Origin of the sequence: Lysobacter oculi (assembly GCF_003293695.1) — a bacterium.
Taxonomy (GTDB): Bacteria; Pseudomonadota; Gammaproteobacteria; order Xanthomonadales; family Xanthomonadaceae; genus Solilutibacter; species Solilutibacter oculi.
The window spans coordinates 2094833-2109763 of the sequence record NZ_CP029556.1; the positions used below are offsets into that span (position 1 = coordinate 2094833).

General features: G+C 69.2%; 16 protein-coding genes. 6 read left to right on the top strand and 10 right to left on the bottom strand.

Annotated features, from left to right (window positions below; genetic code table 11):
- Positions 1 to 13 precede the first annotated feature (13 nt).
- A complete protein-coding gene (locus DCD74_RS10095; RefSeq protein ID WP_162615979.1) occupies positions 14 to 958 on the bottom strand; it encodes an alpha/beta fold hydrolase in 945 nt (314 codons plus the stop codon).
- A 61-nt stretch (positions 959 to 1019) separates the two neighbouring features.
- On the opposite strand from DCD74_RS10095, the gene DCD74_RS10100 reads away from it, so the two are divergent.
- From DCD74_RS10100 to DCD74_RS10120, 5 genes are all read left to right on the top strand, one after another.
- Complete coding sequence (locus DCD74_RS10100) at positions 1020 to 2207, top strand: sensor histidine kinase (RefSeq protein ID WP_407072202.1); 1188 nt, start codon at positions 1020 to 1022, stop codon at positions 2205 to 2207.
- Positions 2204 to 2839 (top strand): response regulator, encoded by a 636-nt coding sequence (locus DCD74_RS10105; RefSeq protein WP_112927196.1) that lies wholly within the window; start codon positions 2204 to 2206, stop codon positions 2837 to 2839. Before DCD74_RS10100 ends, DCD74_RS10105 begins: the two co-directional genes overlap by 4 nt.
- A gap of 64 nt (positions 2840 to 2903) precedes the next feature.
- Entirely contained in the window at positions 2904 to 3932 is a 1029-nt protein-coding gene (locus tag DCD74_RS10110) for a class 1 fructose-bisphosphatase (protein WP_112927197.1), read from the top strand.
- Between the two features lie 2 nt (positions 3933 to 3934).
- The gene (locus DCD74_RS10115) at positions 3935 to 4642 is read left to right on the top strand and encodes a 2OG-Fe(II) oxygenase (protein WP_112927198.1); all 708 of its coding nucleotides are present in this window, start codon (positions 3935 to 3937) and stop codon (positions 4640 to 4642) included.
- 88 nt (positions 4643 to 4730) lie between these two features.
- Positions 4731 to 6125, top strand: a complete 1395-nt coding sequence (locus tag DCD74_RS10120; RefSeq protein WP_112927199.1) for a sigma-54 dependent transcriptional regulator — start codon at positions 4731 to 4733, stop codon at positions 6123 to 6125.
- Positions 6126 to 6192: 67 nt separating this feature from the next.
- Here the strand turns inward: DCD74_RS10120 and DCD74_RS10125 are convergent, their stop codons facing one another.
- The 9 genes from DCD74_RS10125 to DCD74_RS10165 all read right to left on the bottom strand — a co-directional run bounded on the left by DCD74_RS10125 (position 6193) and on the right by DCD74_RS10165 (position 12987).
- Positions 6193 to 7485, bottom strand: a complete 1293-nt coding sequence (locus DCD74_RS10125; protein ID WP_162615980.1) for a SlyX family protein — start codon at positions 7483 to 7485, stop codon at positions 6193 to 6195.
- Between the two features lie 26 nt (positions 7486 to 7511).
- A complete protein-coding gene (locus tag DCD74_RS10130) occupies positions 7512 to 8291 on the bottom strand; it encodes a hypothetical protein (RefSeq protein ID WP_112927201.1) in 780 nt (259 codons plus the stop codon).
- 37 nt (positions 8292 to 8328) lie between these two features.
- Complete coding sequence (locus DCD74_RS10135; RefSeq protein ID WP_217424251.1) at positions 8329 to 9057, bottom strand: C39 family peptidase; 729 nt, start codon at positions 9055 to 9057, stop codon at positions 8329 to 8331.
- A gap of 63 nt (positions 9058 to 9120) precedes the next feature.
- Positions 9121 to 9957: a hypothetical protein gene (locus DCD74_RS10140; protein WP_174887971.1), complete on the bottom strand. Its 837-nt coding sequence runs from the start codon at positions 9955 to 9957 to the stop codon at positions 9121 to 9123.
- Positions 9958 to 10024: 67 nt separating this feature from the next.
- A complete protein-coding gene (locus DCD74_RS10145; protein ID WP_217424252.1) occupies positions 10025 to 10795 on the bottom strand; it encodes a hypothetical protein in 771 nt (256 codons plus the stop codon).
- Positions 10796 to 10828: 33 nt separating this feature from the next.
- A complete protein-coding gene (locus tag DCD74_RS10150; RefSeq protein WP_112927202.1) occupies positions 10829 to 11410 on the bottom strand; it encodes a hypothetical protein in 582 nt (193 codons plus the stop codon).
- Positions 11407 to 11586, bottom strand: coding sequence for a hypothetical protein (locus tag DCD74_RS10155; protein WP_112927203.1), 180 nt, complete (start codon positions 11584 to 11586; stop codon positions 11407 to 11409). The genes DCD74_RS10150 and DCD74_RS10155 overlap by 4 nt, the downstream gene beginning before the upstream one ends.
- Before the next feature lie 59 nt (positions 11587 to 11645).
- Positions 11646 to 11903, bottom strand: a complete 258-nt coding sequence (locus tag DCD74_RS10160; protein WP_162615981.1) for a hypothetical protein — start codon at positions 11901 to 11903, stop codon at positions 11646 to 11648.
- Between the two features lie 301 nt (positions 11904 to 12204).
- Positions 12205 to 12987: a sensor histidine kinase gene (locus DCD74_RS10165; RefSeq protein ID WP_112927205.1), complete on the bottom strand. Its 783-nt coding sequence runs from the start codon at positions 12985 to 12987 to the stop codon at positions 12205 to 12207.
- Between the two features lie 139 nt (positions 12988 to 13126).
- Here DCD74_RS10165 and DCD74_RS10170 point away from each other — a divergent pair, with 139 nt between their 5' ends.
- Entirely contained in the window at positions 13127 to 14926 is a 1800-nt protein-coding gene (locus tag DCD74_RS10170; RefSeq protein WP_112927206.1) for an SLC13 family permease, read from the top strand.
- The last annotated feature ends 5 nt before the right edge of the window (positions 14927 to 14931 follow it).

Genomic DNA, 14931 nt, shown 5'->3' on the forward strand with positions numbered 1-14931 from the left:
GGTGACGGCCTCCTCAGCGCGGTGCCGGCACGCGCGTGTCGCGCGCGAAACGGTGGATCGCCTGTTGCACGCGCGCCGGAGCTTCGACCACGACGTTGTGGCGGCCGGGCAGCAGCACCTCGGTCTTGTGCGGAAAACGCCATTGCATATGCGCGTGTTCGCCCACCACATGGTCCTCTTCACCGGCGATCAACAGCACCGGCACCTGGACCTTCGGCGCTTCGCTGCCCCAGTCGTGGAAGTAGGCGCCGGGGCCGGCCTGGAACATCTTCTGGCCCATGTCGTGGTTACGCGCCGGCATGCGTTCCAGCACCGCCAGGGCGCGGTCGCGGCTCTGTCCGGAGGCATATTGCAGGCGCCAGTCCTGCTTCGCCTTCTGCAGCAGGGCCAAGGTGCTGAAGTACTGCTGGTGCGGCTCGCCCGCGGCATCGATGGCCTGGACCATCGGATCGGGCAGCAGGGTGCGGCCGTAGGCCGTCGTGCTCTGCATCGACTGCGGCAGGTTGAGCAGCGCGTTGATCAGCACCAGTGACTGCGTGGTGCCCGGCGACTGCAGCGTGTAGGCCTGGGCCATGAGTCCGCCGAAGGAATAGCCGACCACCGTCCAGCGATCCACCTTCAAGGCCTTGCGCACCTGCTCGAAGTCGGCGATCTGGCGCTGCAGCGCGTAATCGCCGTTGGCCGCACTGGCCGATGCGCCGCTGCCGCGCTGGTCCAGCCAGACCACGGTGTAGTCGCCTCCCAGCACCGGGCCCGCCAATGCCCGGAAACTTTCCGCGCCCGAGCCCGGCCCGCCGTGCAGGAAGAGCGCCACCGGCCCCTGCCCGCCCACGGTGTAGTGCAGCCGCACGCCATCGTCGGTGGTGATTTCGCCGGCACCGGCCGCCAGCGGCGTGCCTGCCTGGGCGTGCGGCGCAAACAGGGCCAGGGCCAACAGGGTTGCGGAGAGTGCTTTCATCGGGCCATTCCTTGGGTTGATCGGGATGGCCTCATTCTTCCGGCGGGGCGCCGCGCGGGTCATGGCGGAAAGTCACCGATGCACCCTGCCGGAAGTCACTTTCGTCATGCCGCGCCTTGTATCGGGCACGCACGGCTTGCAGCATGTCCGCATGAAACCCCGACGCGAAGCATTACTGCACCCGATGAATCTGGCTGGCCTGTTCACCTGGGGCGCGGTCGCGCTCACGTTGAATTACGGCCCGGCGGAGCAGCTCTGGCAGCGTTGGGGCGTCGCGTTGTTGTTCCTGGTCGCGATGATGGCGGAGCACTGGACGCGGCCACGTTCGCTGCCTCTTGCCATGCTGCTGCTGGTGCAGGCGGCCTGTGCGCTGGCCCTGATCTGGCTGACGCCGCGCATGGGGGTTTCGCCCGTGTTGCTGGTCATGCTCATCGCCAGCATCGCCACGTGCTGGCCACCACGCGTGGTGATTCCCGTGGCGCTGGTGCTGAACATCGCCATGTACCTGATCCTGCGCGCCAACGGCAACGACCATGCGCTGATGATCGTGATGATCTACGCGGCGTTCCAGACCTTCGCCGCACTCACCTCGCACTACGCCCGCAGCGCCGAGCAGGCCCGCGACCGGCTGGCCCTGGTCAACGCCGACCTGCTGGCCACCCGCGCCCTGCTGGCCGACAGTTCGCGCGATGCCGAACGCCTGCGCGTCGCCCGCGAGCTGCACGACGTGGCCGGCCACAAGCTCACCGCCTTGCGGCTCAATCTGCGTGCGCTCGGTGCGCAGGAAGGTGCATCGCCGCAGCTGCGGCTGGCCGAACAGTTGTCGGCGGAGCTGCTCGGCGACATCCGTGGCGTGGTGCATGCCCTGCGCGATGTCGGCGGCCTCGACATCGCCACCGCCCTGCATGCGCTGGCCGCGCCGTTTCCGCAACCGCGGCTTGAACTGGCGATGCATGGGGATGTGCGCATCACCGATCCCGCGCTGGCCGATGCCGTGCTGCGCGTGGTGCAGGAATCGCTGACCAACAGCGCGCGCCATGCCGATGCGAAAACCCTGCGCGTCACGTTGTCGCGCGATGCAGGCGCGCTGCGGATCCGCATCGAGGACGACGGCCGGCTGCACGGCGCGGTGCGCGAAGGCAACGGGCTGACCGGCATGCGCGAACGCATCGAGGAACGCGGCGGCCGCATCACCTTCGCGCGTGGGGATGCGGGCGCGTTGCGGATCGATGCGGCGCTGCCGGCATGAGCGCCGGCATCCGCATCGCGCTGGCCGACGATCAGGCATTGGTCCGCGCCGGGCTGGGCGCGCTGCTGGCGCAACAGGGCATCGACATCGTGTTCGAGGCCGCCGATGGCGAGGCCCTGCTGCTGCAACTGGAAACGCAGCCGGTGGACGTGATCGTCAGCGACATCCGCATGCCGGGCATGGACGGCATCGCCATGCTGCGCGCCCTGCGCGAACGCGGCGACATCACGCCCTGCCTGTTCCTGACCACCTTCGACGACAGCGAGTTGCTTCTGGAAGCCACCGCCGCCGGTGCCCAGGGCTTCCTGCTCAAGGACGCCGCGCCGGAGGACGTGCGCGACGCCCTGTCCCGCATCGCGCGCGGCGAAACCCTGCTGCAGCCGGTCGCCACCGATGCCATCCGCGCGCGCTACCGCTACCACGCCGATGCCGCACCCAGGGAATTGTTCGGCGAGCGCGAGATCGCGATCCTGCGGCTGATGGCCGGCGGCTACAGCAACAAGGAGATCGCCCGCAGCATCTTTCTGGCCGAGGGCACGGTGAAGAACTATGTATCCACGATCCTGGAGAAACTGGACACCCGCGACCGCACGCGCGCGGTGCTGAAGGCGATCACCCTGCGCATCATCTGACCCGGGCGGCTGCAACCCGGCACACGCTGGGCGACAATGGCGGCCTCGCCCTGGGAGCCGCCCGATGCCGCACAAGACGAAGCACATTTCGCTCACCCGTTTCCTGATCGAGGAGGAGCGCGCCGGCCGGGTCAACGCCGACCTGCGGCTGCTGATCGAAGTGGTGGCACGGGCCTGCAAGAGCATTTCGGTGTCGGTGGGCAAGGGTGCACTCGGTGGCGTGCTGGGCGATGCCGGCACCGGCAACGTGCAGGGCGAGGCGCAGAAGAAGCTCGACGTCATCGCCAACGACGTGCTGCTGGAAGCCAACGCCTGGGGCGGCCACCTGGCCGGCCTGGCGTCCGAGGAAATGGAGCACAGCCAGCCGATCCCGGACGTCTATCCGCGCGGCAACTACCTGCTGCTGTTCGATCCCCTGGACGGCTCGTCCAACATCGACGTCAACGTCTCCATCGGCACCATCTTCTCGGTGCTGCGCTGCCCGGAAGGCATCACCACGCCGGAGGACGCGCACTTCCTGCAGCCCGGCAACACCCAGGTCGCCGCCGGCTACTGCGTGTACGGCCCGGCCACCACGCTGATCCTCACCGTGGGCCACGGCGTCCACCAGTTCACCCTGGACCGTGAGCAGGGCGGCTTCGTGCTGACCCAGCGCGGGATGACGGTGCCGGAGGAAACGAAGGAGTTCGCCATCAACATGTCGAACAAGCGGCATTGGGAAGCGCCGATGCAGCAGTACATCGACGACCTGCTGGTGGGCAGGGAAGGCCCGCGCGGCAAGGACTTCAACATGCGCTGGATCGCCTCGATGGTGGCCGACGTGCACCGCATCCTGACCCGCGGCGGCATCTTCATCTATCCGTGGGACAAGAAGGACCCGTCCAAGCCGGGCAAGCTGCGCCTGATGTACGAGGCCAACCCGATGAGTTTCCTGGTCGAGCAGGCCGGCGGCGCGGCGACCGACGGCCGCCAGCGGATCATGGACATCGCACCGAGCCAGCTGCACCAGCGCGTGCCGGTGTTCCTGGGTTCGAAGAAGGAAGTGGAAGCCGCCACCCGCTACCACACCGATTTCGACGCGCTGCCGAAGTGAGCATGCACGGCGACGCCGACGACTTCATCGGCGTCTATCCGGATGCGGTGCCGGCGGATGTCTGCGCGGCCATCGTCGCGCGGATGCGCGCGACGCCCGACCTGAAACCGGGCGCGGTCGGCGGCGGCGTCTTCCCGGAACTCAAGCGCAGCCGCGACCTGGGCATCGATGCGCGCGCGGACTGGGCTGACATCAAGCAACAGCTCAATCTGGCGATGCTGGGTGGTTTGCGCCTGTACCTGCGGCGCTGGCCGCAGGCGCTGATCGCGCCGCTGATGCTGCAGGTGGCGGGCGATGACGGCCAGCCGCGCCGCCTGGCCGCGGAGGATTTCGCGGGCATGGACGACGGCATGCTCACCGCGCTGATCACCCGCTGCTTCCGCCCCGGCGCGATCAACCTGCAGTGGTACGACGCCGACACCGGCGGCTACCCGTACTGGCATTGCGAGCACTACCCGCGCGACGACGGCGGCGACAGCCTGCACCGCACCCTGCTGTGGACGCTCTACCTCAACGACGATTTCGAGGCCGGCGAAACCGAATTCCTGTTCCAGCAGCGCAAGGTCGCGCCGCGCGCCGGCAGCCTGCTGATCGCGCCGGCCGGCTTCACCCACACCCATCGCGGCAATGCGCCACGCGCCCGCGACAAGTTCATCGCCACCAGCTGGATCCTGTTCCAGCCGGCGCATGCGCTGGCCGCCGGCAACTGAGGCCCGGCCCTTCACATCTTTTGTGACGCGGTTCTCGTTTTGATGATTTTTCGTGCTATGTTCGGCTTCCCTGTGTGGATCCGGCGGCATGGATCTGTCTGCCCTTCCCGAACAACGTGCACTGCTGGTGCTCTCCGACCGGCTGGGTGACAGAGCCCCGCTGCTGGTCCGGCTGCGTCATGAGGGCTGGCAGGTCCGGCGCTTTTCCGACGTCCCCGGGCTGGCCCGCTTCCTGCGCCACAACCGCGATTTCTGCGGCGCCGGTCTGGTAGACCTGCGCGGCCTGACCGATCCGCAGCAGCTGGCCGAACGGGTGCCGGTGCTGTCGCCGCCGCATCTGGGCTGGGTCGCCGCCATCGATGCCGGCGAACTGGAAGACCCCGGCGTGCGCCAGCTGGTGCGCGACTACTGCTTCGACTTCGTCACCCTGCCCTGCCCCGACGCGGTGCTCGACACCGTCATCGGCCACGCCTACGGACTGGCCCTGCTCGGCCGCGCGCCCAGCGATGTGGAAGACGAGGAGGCCGGCTTCGGCGGCATGATCGGCCGCAGCCCGCAGATGCGTTCGCTGTTCCGCCTGCTGCGCAAGGCCGCGCCGAGCGACGCGCCGGTGTTCATCGCCGGCGAAACCGGCACCGGCAAGGAGCTGGCCGCGCAGGCGCTGCACCAGCACTCCGCGCGCGCGGCGATGCCTTTCGTGGCGATCAACTGCGGGGCCATCCCGCCGCACCTGCTGCAGTCGGAACTGTTCGGCTACGAGCGCGGCGCGTTCACCGGCGCGCACCAGCGCAAGCTGGGCCGCATCGAGCTGGCGCATCGCGGCACGCTGTTCCTGGACGAGATCGGCGACCTGCCGCTGGACAGCCAGACCGCGCTGCTGCGCTTCCTGGAGCAGGGCACCATCGAGCGCCTGGGCGGCACCGATTCGCTGCACATCGACGTGCGCCTGGTCTCGGCCACCCACCACGACCTGGAGGCCGCGGTCGCCGCCGGGCGCTTCCGTTCCGACCTCTACCACCGGCTCTGCGTGATCCGCGTGCGCCAGCCGGCGCTGCGCGATCGCGGCGAGGACATCGAACGCATCGCCCAGCACGCGCTGTCGCTGTATGTCGATGAACGCAGCCGCCACATCAAGGGCTTCGGGCCGTGCGCGCTGCGGCGGATGCAGGACTACCCGTGGCCCGGCAACGTGCGCGAGCTGCTCAACCGGGTGCGGCAGGCGGTGGTGATGACCGAAGGCCGCTACATCGACGCCGCCGACATGGGCCTGGACGCCCGCGCGGCGCAGGTCGCGCCGACGCTGGAGGAAGTCCGCGCCGAGGCCGAGCGCGAGGCGATCCTCTCGGCGCTGCGCCGAAACCGCCAGCGCATCGGCGAGACCGCGCGCGAACTGGGCGTGTCCCGCGTCACTCTGTACCGGTTGATGACGCGCCACCAGCTGCGCGCGCCGGAGCCGGCGGAACCGCCCGCCAGCCCGGCCTGAGTCCGCCGCCTCTTCGTCCAGCAAAAACGCGCGCCGGTGGCGCGCGCGCGGGCGTGTCGATGCGGCGTCAGAGCGAGCGCGAGGCGCGCAGGCCGATGACGTAGTTGGGCGCGTCCGGCGTCAGCCCGACGCCGAGCTGTCCGTTCATCGTCCAGCCCGAAGGCAGCACGTAGGTGGCACCCATGTTGAAGGTGGCGCTGTTGCTGTTGCTGCCGACCACCGGGTCCTTGGTCTTCTCGCCGGCGGCGCGCACATGGGTGCGCCCGGAGAACGCGGCGGCCACGCTGAAGCTCACCGCCGCGCGGTCGTTGAGCGCGATCGCCATGCCGGTGCTGATCTGGATCGGGTTGCCCAGGTAGACGGTGGCCGGCGAGACCTGGCCGGCGACCGGCGAGATGTCGTCGAACTTGCGCTTGACGTTGTAGGTATAGCCCAGGCTGCCGAACAGGATCACCGGGTCGTAGGTGCGCAGCGCCGAGACGTTGAAGCTGGTGCTGTAGAAGCCGGTGCCAGTGGGCAGCGATTCGGGGATGTTGAGGTTGGTGTTCTCGCCGTCGGGCTGGACCAGCTTGATGCCGAACGGATGCTTGCCGGTCGGCACGCGCACGCGCACGCTGGCGACGATGTCCGGCCAGCGCGCCGACTCCTTGGTGAGCTGGTAGTACGCGGCCACGCTGGCATCGCCGATGCCGCGGCCCGACAGCTTGTATTCCGACAGCTTGCCGGACGCGCCGCCCGCGCCGCCGCTGATGAAGGTGGTGTCGCGGTAGACGTAGGGGATGTTGGCTTCCACGCTCAGGCGGCGGTTGAGGCCGTAGCGCCCGGTGACATCCGTGGTGAACAGGCTGGCCTTGCTCTGGTCGAGGTTGATGGTGCCGAGGAAGATCGCGTCCAGTGCCAGGAAGCCGCTCAAGGCCAGCTGGCGGCGGTCGTAGTAGCTGTAGCTGCCGCCGACATCCACGGTGAACTTGCGTTCGAACAGCGGCGCGTGTTCGCGCACCACCAGCGCCTTGTCCTGCTCTCGCTGGTCGGCCTGTTCCTTCTGCCGTTCCTGGCCGATGGCCAGCGGCGCGTCCTGCGTGCCCTCCGGCTTGGCGGTGGCGCTGGCGCTGGCGGCTTCCGGCGGCGTGCCGGCGGGCGGCGGATCCTGCGCGGCGGTCAGGCCGCGGCCACGCGCGGCTTCCAGTTCCAGCGTCTCCACCTGCCCGCGCAGGCGGCTGATCTCGGCCTGTTGTTCGGTAACCATCTTCGCCAGCGCGGCCACCTGGGTTTCAAGGTCCTGCTTGGCTTCCTGCGCATAGCAGGCGGGCGCGGCCATGGCGATGCACACGGCCGCCGCCAGTCTTTGGTGGGTGATCATCATCGTGCTCCGGGAAAGGTTCGGGGTCAGCGGCGCAGTGCGAGCAGGCTCGACAGCGCCTGCTGCACGCCCAGCTGCTGCTGCAGGGCCTGCGACATCGGCGCGACCTGCACCTGCATCGCCATCTGGTTCTGCGCGATCTGCCCGTTGCCGGCGATGCGCGCGGCCTGGCTGATGCCGCCATCGGGGCCGTTCGCGCCCAGCCGCTGGGTCACCTGGCTGTCGGGCCCGAGCAGGCCCATCTGCAGCCCGCCCCCGACGAAGCTCACCTGCGCCTGGTAGGCGCCCTGGGTGGTCGTGGTGCTGGACTGGCCGTTGAAGCCGGACACGCCCGGCAGTTTCGAGACCACGCCGATGGTGGCCAGGTTGCCGACCCGGTTGTCGTCGCCGGCGATCTGCGAAAGCTGGCTGATGCCGGCCACCTGCAACGTCTGCCCGGACGCCGTGGCACCGCCCGGGTTGCCGGCCACCGCACCGCTGCCGGCGCTGGCCTGGCTGTGGGTGTCGATGCTGACCTGGTAGCCGCCGTTGCCATCACGCTGGATCTGCACCGCGGCGCTGGCCGAGAGATCGGTGCCGTCGGTGCCGCGCCAGTGCGAGACCAGGTCCACGCGCACGCCGACCAGCATGTTGGCGCCGTAGTACTTGCCGGTGACGCCCGCCAGTTCGGCGTCGTCCACCGTTTCCGCCGACATGCCGCCAAAGGCTTCCGGCATGTGGGTCTGTTCGTTGGCCATCGCGGCGACCGGCGCGCTGCCGATCACCAGCGCCGCCATCATCACCCGGTTGTGTTTCGCGGTCTTCATGTCCTTCCTCCAACATCCCGTTGTCGATGCGCGCGGCTCAGAACAGATCGGCGCGCACCAGGCCCAGCTCCACCAGCGGCACCGGCGCGGTCACCCGGTCCAGCGCATCCACGCGCCGCGACAGCGCGTTGGACTGGCGGTCACGCGCCAGCCACGAATCGGTGCGGAAAGGCGCTTCGGCGACCACCGCCAGCACGATCCCGTTCCAGCTCTTCACGAAATCACGCTCGTACACCACGCGATGCCCCATGGCCGGGTCGGCCACCATCACCCGGCCGGCGGCGGCGCCCTTCACCACCACGAAATGCCGGTAGCCGTTCACCTCCATCAGCGCGATCACCGGGATCTGCAGCTGGTAGAGCGATTGCGGTTCGATGCGGAAGCCGTGCGCGCGCATGCCCTGCTGTTCCACGTACTGCTTCATGTCGAGCATGGAGAAGCCGCTTTTCAGCACCTGCTGCGCGTTGTCCTTGGTCAGCATCTTCTTGATCAGCCCGGCCTCGGTGACATCCATGCCGTAGCCGTAGCGCAGCACCGTGGCCAGCGCCGCGGTGCCGCAGCTGAAGTCGTAGCCCTGGCGCACCAGGTCGCGGTAACGCATGTCGCGCAGGCTGTGCATGCGCTTGGTCATCGGCGCATCGGGCACCAGCCCGGCGGTGTCGAGCCGCGTCGGCGCGTCGTCCGCGCGCGCGGCGGTCGGCAGCGCGATGGCGATGACCGCCAGCATCATCCACACCACCGCACGGAATGTCGCCGGAACCTGCATGTCGTCGTCCTTGGCAGGAAAGGCTGCGGCCGCAGGGGTCGGCGGCCGCAGCGGGGACATCACTCAACCACCACCGCAGCGGTCGCCGGGGCCACAGCCACCGGTCGGCGGCGGGGGCGGCGGAGGCGGCGGTGCGCAGGCACCACAGGACGCCGACGCGATCGCCAGGCCGTTGTGCTGGGCATTGCCCACGCCCGCGGCCACGTTCACGCCGATGTTGCCCTGCGCGCCGGCCAGCGCATTGCCACCGAGCACCGCGAAGGTGTCGAGGTCGCGACCGGCCAGCAGCTCGTTGGACAGGCTGGTCTGCTCGCTGTCGGACGCCGCCTTGGCGATCGTGCCGGAGCTGTTGACCGAAGCGGCCATCGCATTGCTCTGCGCATTGCCGACACCCGCGGCCACGTTCACGCCGATGTTGCCGGTGGCACCGGCCAGCGCGTCGCCGTCGAGCGTGGCGGCGTGGAAGCCGTCGCGGTCGCGGCCATGCTCGGCCAGGTTGCCTTCGGTCTGCTGGCTGTTGAAGGTCATCGCCGAGGCGAACACCTTCTTGCCATCCACCGCCGACAGCGCGCCGTTGTTGGCCTGCACGTTGCCCACGCCGGCCGCGACGTTGGCGCCGATGTTGCCCGAGGCGCCGGCCAGGGCGTTTTCGCCCATGTGCGCAGTGTGGTCGCCATCGCCGGCGGAATAGTTGCCCAGCGCGGCCTGGTCCTGGTCCACGGTCGCGGCGGATTCGCTCCGGACCTGGATGGTGCCCTTGACCTTGACCTTGCCGGATACGGCGATGTCGTTGCTGACGCGGGTGCTGCTGCTGATGCGCGCGTCATCGCCCGATGCGAACGCCGGCAGCGCGATCAGCGCCCCGAGCACCAGGCCTGCCTTGAGGATCTGGATCTTCATGATCGTTCACTCCTTGTGGGAGGCGGACTTCCGGCCGGCGCAAACCGGCCGGAAGCCGCGTCGCGGCTTACTTGCAGGTGCCGCACGAGGCCGAGGCGATCGCCAGGCCGTTGTGCTGCGCATTGCCCACGCCGGCCGCCACGTTGGCGCCGATGTTGCCCTGCGCACCGGCCAGCGCGTTGCCGCCCAGGGTCGCGAAGGTGTCGAGGTCGCACCCGGCCAGCAGCGCGTTCATCAGGGTGCCCTGCTCGCTGTCAGAAGCGGCCTTGGCGATCGTGCCGGAGCTGTTGACCGAGGCGGCCATGCCATTGCTCTGCGCATTGCCGACGCCCGCGCCCACGTTCACGCCGATGTTGCCCGAGGCCCCGGCCAGCGCATCGCCGTCCAGCGTGGCGCGGTGGAAGCCGTCGTTCTCATAGGCGCCTTCGGCGACGTTCATGAGCGTGCCCTGGCTGTTGAAGGTCATGGCCGAAGCGAACACCTTCTTGCCATCGACCGCCGACAGCGCGGCATTGTTGGCCTGGGTGTTGCCCACGCCGGCCGCGACGTTCACGCCGATGTTGCCCTGCGCGCCGGCCAGGGCGTTTTCACCCATGTGCGCATCGTGGTCGCCGTCACCGGCGGAATAGTTGCCGGCGGTGACCTGCTCCTGGTCCACGGTCGCGGCGGATTCGCTCCGGACCTGGATGGTGCCCTTGACCTTGACCTTGCCGGACACGCTGATGTCATTGCTGACGCGGGTGCTGCTGCTGATGCGGGCGTCATCGCCCGATGCGAATGCGGGAACGCTGATGACGGCGCCGATCGCGAGAGCCAGCAGGGTGGTGTGCAGTTTCATAGTCCTTCTCCTTGTGACGTTGAATGCCGCTTTTTATGGAGTACCGCCCTGCAGGGGCAGGTGCAGCACGATGGCGTTGGTGGCGGCATTGCCGACTCCCGCGCCCTGATTGACCTGGATGACGCCCGTGCTGCCCGAGAACGCGCCCGCGTCGATGCGGGCCTCCCGCGCAGCCGTGGGCGGCGTCCCAGCCCCCTCAGACGGTGATGCGCCGACCGCCTGGGCCAGCGCCATGTCGTCCACCGCCAGCGCCGGCATGGCGCCCTGGTCAACGACGAAAAGATTGGCCTGGGCATTGCCACTGCCCGCGACCTGGTTGATCGACAGCACGCCCTGGTAGCCGTGGAACGCGCCGCCATCGATGCCGGCCTGCGCCGAACGCAGGCGATCGCCCGGCGTCACCGTCTGCACGGCCTGCGCATCGGCCTGGCTGATGCCGGATTCCGACCACGCCAGCGCCATCTGGTTGGCCTGCGCGTTGCCCGCGCCCGCCGCCTGGTTCAGCGCCATGCGGCCACTGGCCATCTGTCCGGCCTGGCCTTCGATGCGCGCGACTTCCTGCGCCTGCACCGGCAGTGCCAGCCACAGCAGCAGCGCAAGGCCGAAGCGCTTCATGGCCCGCCTCCGCCGCCCGTGACGGTGTTGATGGCACCCATCAGGCCCGACATCGCGTTCTGCACGGTGCCGCCGATGCCTGCCGTGGCACCGCCCACCGCGCCGCCGATGCTCGCGCCCATGCCCACGGGCGTCGCGCCCGCCGCCGACGCCGAACCGCCCTGCGGCACCAGCATCGTTCCGAAGGTGCCTGTGGGCGGCCTGGACCTTCAGCCCCACGCCGGCCGAGCCGCGCTCATCCAGCGCCTGGCCCGTCGACCAGCTCGGCCCCCGCCAGCACATCCATGTGCGCGCCAAAAGTCCGCAGCGGGAAGGTGGTGGCTTCCGTGTGCACCGGCATGTCTTCCTTGGGAATCTGCCGATAAGCCGTCCGTGGGTGCACCGTGCGCAGGATGACGAGGCCAGGGTCCTTCCCCGCCGCGTCTTCCGCCGCCATGGCCGTCTGTCCCCAGACCGCCATCCCCAGGACGCAGGCCAGCTGGCTGGTACGCATCCCGTGGTTCGTCCTTGTGGCCATCTCCTATCCCTCGCGTCCACCGCCATCCAAGGCGGGCACGGGGAGGTACGCGAGGATCGTGCCAACCTCGCAAGCCTTTGTTTTATTTTGGTTTTATGTGGATGGACGATGTCGGCCCGCGGTGCCCTCCAGCGTATCCGTTACAGTCCTGCAACGCTGCGTGGCGCAGATGGCGGTGTCGAAGACGCTTCCCGTCCATGCCACGGCGGCTGAACACGCAGCACTCACCGGCCTTCCACGAAGCCCAACCGCGGCTGAAAATGTCCGGCGGAAATGGTTACAGGTCTGAAACGCCCGCTGGCGCTGCATCGTGCAGGAATACCCGCACCGTGCAGCCCTCGCCGGGCCGCGAATCCAGACTTACCCGGCCGCTGTGGCGCTGCACGATGGCATCCACGATCGCCAGCCCCATGCCGTCGCCCGCGCCCTGCACCGCGCCATGCAGACGCTGGAACGGCGCGAACGGCTGCGCCGGATCGCGCAGGTCCATGCCGATGCCGCGGTCAGTGATACGCAGATGAAACCCCTCGGCGTCGCGCTCGCCGTCCACCCGCAGGTTGACCCCGGCGCCCGGCCCGGCAAAGCGCCGGCAGTTGTCGAACAGCGCATCCAGCAGATGCCGCAGCAGGCGTTCATCGCCCCGCGCGGAGAGCCCGGGCTGCACTTCGGCTTCGATCACCGCCTCGGGGTGGGCGGTCCCCAGGTCCATCAGCGCCCAGTCGGCCAGATAGCCCAGGTCCACGTCCTGCCACTTGAGCTCGGCGCGCGCCACCCGCGAATACAGGATCAGCGAATCCAGCAGCCCGGCCATCCGCGCCACCGCGCCCCGGATTTTGGTCACCTGCTCGCCGGCATCGAGTTCGCCGGCGTCCAGCCGCTTCTGCAGCTGCACCGCGAAACCGTCGATCGCCCGCAGCGGCGCGCGCAGGTCATGTGAGATGCCGGACGCGAACACGTCCTGCTGGGCCCTCAGCCGCATCAGCTCGGCTTCGAGGTCCCGGTTGCGGCGCTCCAAGGCCGCCAGGGCCTCGTCGCCGTCTTGATTGATCAACGCACTCATCGTCCCGCCAACCCCTGCACCGTCGCCTCCTGCGAAATGGTGTTCATCTCTCTGTACGTCTTGCCATTCGGCAGGCTAACGCCATCCGCCGGCGATGAGGTCTAGACCGCGTGAAGAGCGGCACTGGCAGAATCGGGCCATGGACACCCCGCAGATTCTTTTCCTGCTCATCCTCGCCGGTGGGCTCTATCTCTTCGTCAGCGAGAAACTGCGGGTCGATGTCACCGCCATGCTGATCCTGCTGGCGCTGGTGCTGACCGGCGTGCTCAAGCCCAAGGAAGCGCTGTCGGGCTTTGCCAGCGAGCCGGCGATCATCGTCGCGGCGATCTTCGTGATCTCCGGCGCGCTGGCCGCGACCGGCATCACCGAGAAGCTCGGCCAGTGGATCGGCCGCGCGGCCGGGCGTGGCGAGGCGCGCACCATCGCGGTGACGATGCCGGCGGTGGCGGCACTGTCGGCCTTCACCCACCACGTCATGGTGACGGCGATGATGCTGCCGATCCTGCTGCGCCATGCACGCGAGCGGAAGCTGCCGGCGTCGCGCCTGTTGATGCCGATGTCGCTGGCCGCCTCGCTCGGCACGACGCTCACCCTGGTCAGCGCGCCGGCCTTCCTGCTGGCCGACGACATGATTTCCCGCGCCGACGGCGGCAAGGGCCTGGGCATCTTCTCCATCACCCCGATCGGCATCGCGCTGGTACTGGTCGGCGTGCTGTACATGCTGCTGGCGCGCTGGCTCATCCCCAAGCGCAGCGGCGAAGGCAGCGACGACGACTACCTGCGGCTGGACCGCTACCGCACCGAGCTGCTGGTGATGAAGGATTCGCGCTGGCAGACGCGCACGCTGGCCGAGCTGCAGAAGGCGTTCGGCGTGACCGTGCTGGGCTGGCTGCGCGAAGGCGTGCGCCGCGACGACCTGACCCCCGACAGCCCGATGCTCTCCGGCGACATCCTGCTGATCGAAGCGCCGGCCGACGAGCTCAAGTCGCTGCACGACGATCCCGGCCTGGACCTCTACGCGCTCAACCGCCACGGCGACCGCACCACCGGCGAAGGCGAATCGCAGTTCGTGCAGGCGGTGGTGGCGCCCGGTTCGGAATTCATCGGCCGCTCGATCCAGGAGCTGGATTTCTCCCGCCAGTTCGGCGCGGTCATCGCCGGGCTGTGGCGGCGCGACGGCGCCATCGCCCCGCGCCTGTCCGATGCCCGCCTGCGCGAAGGCGACCTGCTGGTGCTGTGGGGCAAGGCCTCGCGCTTCTCCGAGCTGGCCCAGCACCACGGCTTCCTGATGCTGGTGCCGTTCGCCGGCGAGACCCGCCGCCGCATCCGCGCGCCGCTGGCGCTGGCCATCCTCGCCGCGACGGTGGTGGCCGCCGCCACCGAATGGCTGCCGGCGCCGCTGGCATTCCTGCTCGGTGCGGTGGCGATGGTGGTGACGCGCTGCGTGGACATCGACCGCGCCTACCGCGAGATCGACGTGCGCATCTTCGTGATGATCGCCGGCGTGATCCCGCTCGGCATCGCCATGGAACAGACCGGCACCGCCGACCTGATGGCCAAGGGCCTGCTGCACGTGGTCGAGCACTGGCCGCCGCTGGCCATCCTGCTGGTCATGTTCACCGTGGCCGCCTTCCTCACCCAGGTGATGTCGGATGCCGCCACCACCGCCCTGCTCGGGCCCATCGCCATCTCGCTGGCGCAGGCGCTGCATCTGCCGATCACGCCCTTCGTGGTGTGCACGGCGCTGGGCGCGGTGGTCGCCTTCCTCACGCCCATCGGCCACCACGGCAACCTGCTGATCCTCGGGCCCGGCCGCTATACCTTCGGCGACTTCCTCAAGATCGGCCTGCCGCTGACGGTGGTGGTCGCCTTCGTCAGCGCGTGGATGGCGCGCTGGCTGTGGATGGGCGGCCCCTTGCTGCCGCACTTCAGCGGCTGAGCGGC

What these genes read in the sequence shown, in the direction of transcription:
- DCD74_RS10105 (WP_112927196.1), top strand. Translation starts at nt 2,204, where the DNA reads ATGAGCGCCGGCATCCGCATCGCGCTGGCCGACGATCAGGCATTGGTC.
- DCD74_RS10165 (WP_112927205.1), bottom strand. Translation starts at nt 12,987, where the DNA reads ATGAGTGCGTTGATCAATCAAGACGGCGACGAGGCCCTGGCGGCCTTG.
- DCD74_RS10125 (WP_162615980.1), bottom strand. Translation starts at nt 7,485, where the DNA reads ATGATCACCCACCAAAGACTGGCGGCGGCCGTGTGCATCGCCATGGCC.
- DCD74_RS10150 (WP_112927202.1), bottom strand. Translation starts at nt 11,410, where the DNA reads ATGAAGCGCTTCGGCCTTGCGCTGCTGCTGTGGCTGGCACTGCCGGTG.
- DCD74_RS10140 (WP_174887971.1), bottom strand. Translation starts at nt 9,957, where the DNA reads ATGAAGATCCAGATCCTCAAGGCAGGCCTGGTGCTCGGGGCGCTGATC.
- DCD74_RS10145 (WP_217424252.1), bottom strand. Translation starts at nt 10,795, where the DNA reads ATGAAACTGCACACCACCCTGCTGGCTCTCGCGATCGGCGCCGTCATC.
- DCD74_RS10110 (WP_112927197.1), top strand. Translation starts at nt 2,904, where the DNA reads ATGCCGCACAAGACGAAGCACATTTCGCTCACCCGTTTCCTGATCGAG.
- DCD74_RS10100 (WP_407072202.1), top strand. Translation starts at nt 1,020, where the DNA reads ATGGCGGAAAGTCACCGATGCACCCTGCCGGAAGTCACTTTCGTCATG.
- DCD74_RS10115 (WP_112927198.1), top strand. Translation starts at nt 3,935, where the DNA reads ATGCACGGCGACGCCGACGACTTCATCGGCGTCTATCCGGATGCGGTG.
- DCD74_RS10155 (WP_112927203.1), bottom strand. Translation starts at nt 11,586, where the DNA reads ATGCTGGTGCCGCAGGGCGGTTCGGCGTCGGCGGCGGGCGCGACGCCC.
- DCD74_RS10160 (WP_162615981.1), bottom strand. Translation starts at nt 11,903, where the DNA reads ATGCGTACCAGCCAGCTGGCCTGCGTCCTGGGGATGGCGGTCTGGGGA.
- DCD74_RS10130 (WP_112927201.1), bottom strand. Translation starts at nt 8,291, where the DNA reads ATGAAGACCGCGAAACACAACCGGGTGATGATGGCGGCGCTGGTGATC.
- DCD74_RS10095 (WP_162615979.1), bottom strand. Translation starts at nt 958, where the DNA reads ATGAAAGCACTCTCCGCAACCCTGTTGGCCCTGGCCCTGTTTGCGCCG.
- DCD74_RS10170 (WP_112927206.1), top strand. Translation starts at nt 13,127, where the DNA reads ATGGACACCCCGCAGATTCTTTTCCTGCTCATCCTCGCCGGTGGGCTC.
- DCD74_RS10135 (WP_217424251.1), bottom strand. Translation starts at nt 9,057, where the DNA reads ATGCAGGTTCCGGCGACATTCCGTGCGGTGGTGTGGATGATGCTGGCG.
- DCD74_RS10120 (WP_112927199.1), top strand. Translation starts at nt 4,731, where the DNA reads ATGGATCTGTCTGCCCTTCCCGAACAACGTGCACTGCTGGTGCTCTCC.